This window comes from Rhizobium sophoriradicis, from assembly GCF_003939025.1.
Taxonomy (GTDB): domain Bacteria; phylum Pseudomonadota; class Alphaproteobacteria; order Rhizobiales; family Rhizobiaceae; genus Rhizobium; species Rhizobium sophoriradicis.
In genome coordinates this window covers 1-2,629 of sequence record NZ_RQIH01000049.1, presented here as the reverse complement: position 1 = coordinate 2,629, position 2,629 = coordinate 1, and the positions used below count along the sequence as shown (strand labels likewise).

The 2,629-nt window shown below is 59.1% G+C and carries 3 protein-coding genes and 1 pseudogene; all 4 read left to right on the top strand.

The window, feature by feature from the left end; genetic code table 11:
* Positions 1–104 precede the first annotated feature (104 nt).
* A complete protein-coding gene (gene tnpA, locus EFR00_RS32700; protein ID WP_009996987.1) occupies positions 105–467 on the top strand; it encodes an IS66-like element accessory protein TnpA in 363 nt (120 codons plus the stop codon).
* Positions 464–811, top strand: a complete 348-nt coding sequence (tnpB, locus tag EFR00_RS32695) for an IS66 family insertion sequence element accessory protein TnpB (RefSeq protein WP_009996986.1) — start codon at positions 464–466, stop codon at positions 809–811. Before tnpA ends, tnpB begins: the two co-directional genes overlap by 4 nt.
* A gap of 72 nt (positions 812–883) precedes the next feature.
* Positions 884–2,449: an IS66-like element ISRel19 family transposase gene (locus tag EFR00_RS32690; protein ID WP_009996985.1), complete on the top strand. Its 1,566-nt coding sequence runs from the start codon at positions 884–886 to the stop codon at positions 2,447–2,449.
* A pseudogene (locus EFR00_RS32685) lies at positions 2,449–2,629 on the top strand (hypothetical protein); the annotation flags it as partial. The gene EFR00_RS32690 and the pseudogene EFR00_RS32685, both read left to right, overlap by 1 nt.

Genomic DNA, 2,629 nt, shown 5'->3' with positions numbered 1-2,629 from the left:
GTGAGCGTACGGTGAGCTGTTTTTGCTGATCGGCCAAATCAGGCGATGTTCTGGCATTAGAACCAGCATTAGTGCTGACATTAATACCAGAACGAAGAGGTTTCATGGCTCGCATAGAGATCATGTCCGGTACCGAGCGCAGACGGCGTTGGTCGGACGAGGCGAAGCTGAGGATACTTGCGGAAGCTGATGAGCCCGGTGCTCGCATTGGCGATGTGGCGCGCCGGCACGACATTCATCCGGGCCAGATCCGCTTGTGGCGGCAATCATTCAACTATGCCGATCGGCCGACGGTGTTCCTCCCGGTGGAAATCACGGAGGAGGTTGGCGTAAGCCAGCCGTCTACCGCATCAACAAGGCCGACGATCGTTGAGATCTTGCTTCGAAACGGTCGGAGCTTGAAGGTTGCGGTTGACGTTGAGTTGAAGCTGCTTGGCCCGCTCGTCGCTTGCGTGGAGGCGGTATGATCGGCCCATCGGGGAATGTGAGGGTCTATCTGGCCTGCGGAGTGACCGATATGCGGCGTGGCATTGATGGTCTGTCCGCGCTGGTCGAGACGGTCGTGAGGGAGGCACCGGGCTCGGGCGCAATCTTCGGCTTTCGCGGAAAACGCGCGGACCGGATCAAGCTGCTTTGGTGGGATGGCCAGGGGTTCTGTCTGTTCTACAAGATTTTGGAGCGCGGATACTTTCCCTGGCCGACGGCGAAAGAGGGTGTAGCGCACCTGACGCAGGCGCAGCTTTCGATGCTCGTTGAGGGGATCGATTGGCGACGCCCGGCGTGGACTTCCGCTCCCGGCCGAACGGGATAAAAGCTATATTTTGCAGGGGCATGGGAAGCTTAACGCTGGTGCGTCAGAGGCAAATCGGCTAGTTTCGCGGATATGGAAACAGCGCCGCTGGACAGTCAGGACGAGCTCAATACTTTGCGCGCACTCGTCGCGGAACAGGCGGCAAAACTTGAGAGCCAGGAAGCCGAGGTCATCAAGCGAGACTCCATAATCGGGCTTCTTCGCGCGCAACTGGAGCTTCTCCGACATCGGCAACATGGCGCGTCTTCGGAAAAGATCGACAGGAAGATCGAGCAATTCGAGCTGATGTTGGAGGAGATCGAGGCCTCCCGGGCCGAGGCTGAACAGCGCTCCGGGAAACCGCCTCTGCCGGAGTTGGACGACGCATCCGAGAAGCCGAAGCGCAAGCCTCTACCCGATGATCTCACCACCGAAGAACTGGTCTATGCAGCTCCCTGCAATTGCCCGACCTGCGGTGGCACTTCGTTCCTGAAGGCGGCCGACAGAGTGGTCCAGGTGCTGGAGCACGTGCCGGCGTCGGTCAAGATTGTCCGGCATGTCGAGAAGCGCATGATCTGCAGGGAATGCGATACGACAGTGGCTGGCGAGATGCCGACCTTGCCGATCGAGCGCGGCAAACCCGGGCCGGGGCTGCTCGCCCACATCATGATCGCCAAATTCGACGATCACATTCCCCTTTACCGCCTGTCAGAGATGTACGACCGGTTGGGGATAGACATCTCCCGATCCGTAATGGCCGACTGGGTCGGCCGGGTATCTGCATTGCTGACACCACTTGTCCTGTTAATCAGGGCCCATATCGCCGCACTCGACCGAATACATACGGACGATACCCCGGTCGATGTTCTCGACCCCGGGCGGGGCAAGACAAAAACCGGCAGGGTCTGGGTCTACATCTTTGACGGCAGTGGCTATCAATCCGCCACTCCCGCAGCCATTGCCTATTACTACAGCCCCGACCGCAGGGGCGCACATCCGGCTGATCACCTGGCAAGCTTCAGCGGCGTCATGCATGCCGACGGCTACGGGGGTTACAAGAAGCTCTATGGCAACCAGATCATTGAAGCCGCCTGCATGGCGCATGTGCGCCGCAAGTTCCATGATGTGATAAAGCTCAAGCCGTCTCCGATCGCTGAGGAAGCGCTGTCACGCATCGGCGCTCTCTACGATATCGAGAACCGTATCCGAGGCATGTCGGCTGACGAGCGGCGCACCCTGCGCCAACACCATGCCCGGCCTGTTCTGGACGAACTCAAGGCCTGGATCGAGGCGACACTCTCGACTTTGCCTCAGAAGCAGAGGCTGGCCGAGGCGATGCGATATGCCCTGTCGCGATGGGCAGCCTTAAGCGTCTACATCGACGATGGCCGTGTCGAAATCGACAACAACATCGCTGAACGAGCCATGCGTCCGCTTGGAATTGGAAGGAAGAACTGGCTGTTTGCCGGCTCGGACAAGGGCGGCGAGCGCATCGCCAACATCCTCACCATCATCGAGACGGTCAAACTGCAAGGCCATAATCCAGAGGTCTATCTGACGGATGTCCTGACCCGGATCCAGGATCACCCCGAAGACCGAATTGAAGACCTCCTGCCTTGGAACTGGACGCCGGCAAAAGCTCGATGCGAGGCCGCCTGATGGCGCGCTCGAGGTTCATCTACACACTCAGCCAAGTCGCCGGCATGATCGGCGAAAACCTCGAACTGATCGAAGAAGTGACCGCAAACTCGGACAACATCTCCGAAGGCGAACTGGTTTACGTCGGCGATGGCAGTGAAGACGGCACGAAGGGTCTGACCGAGAATGGCATCGAAGAAC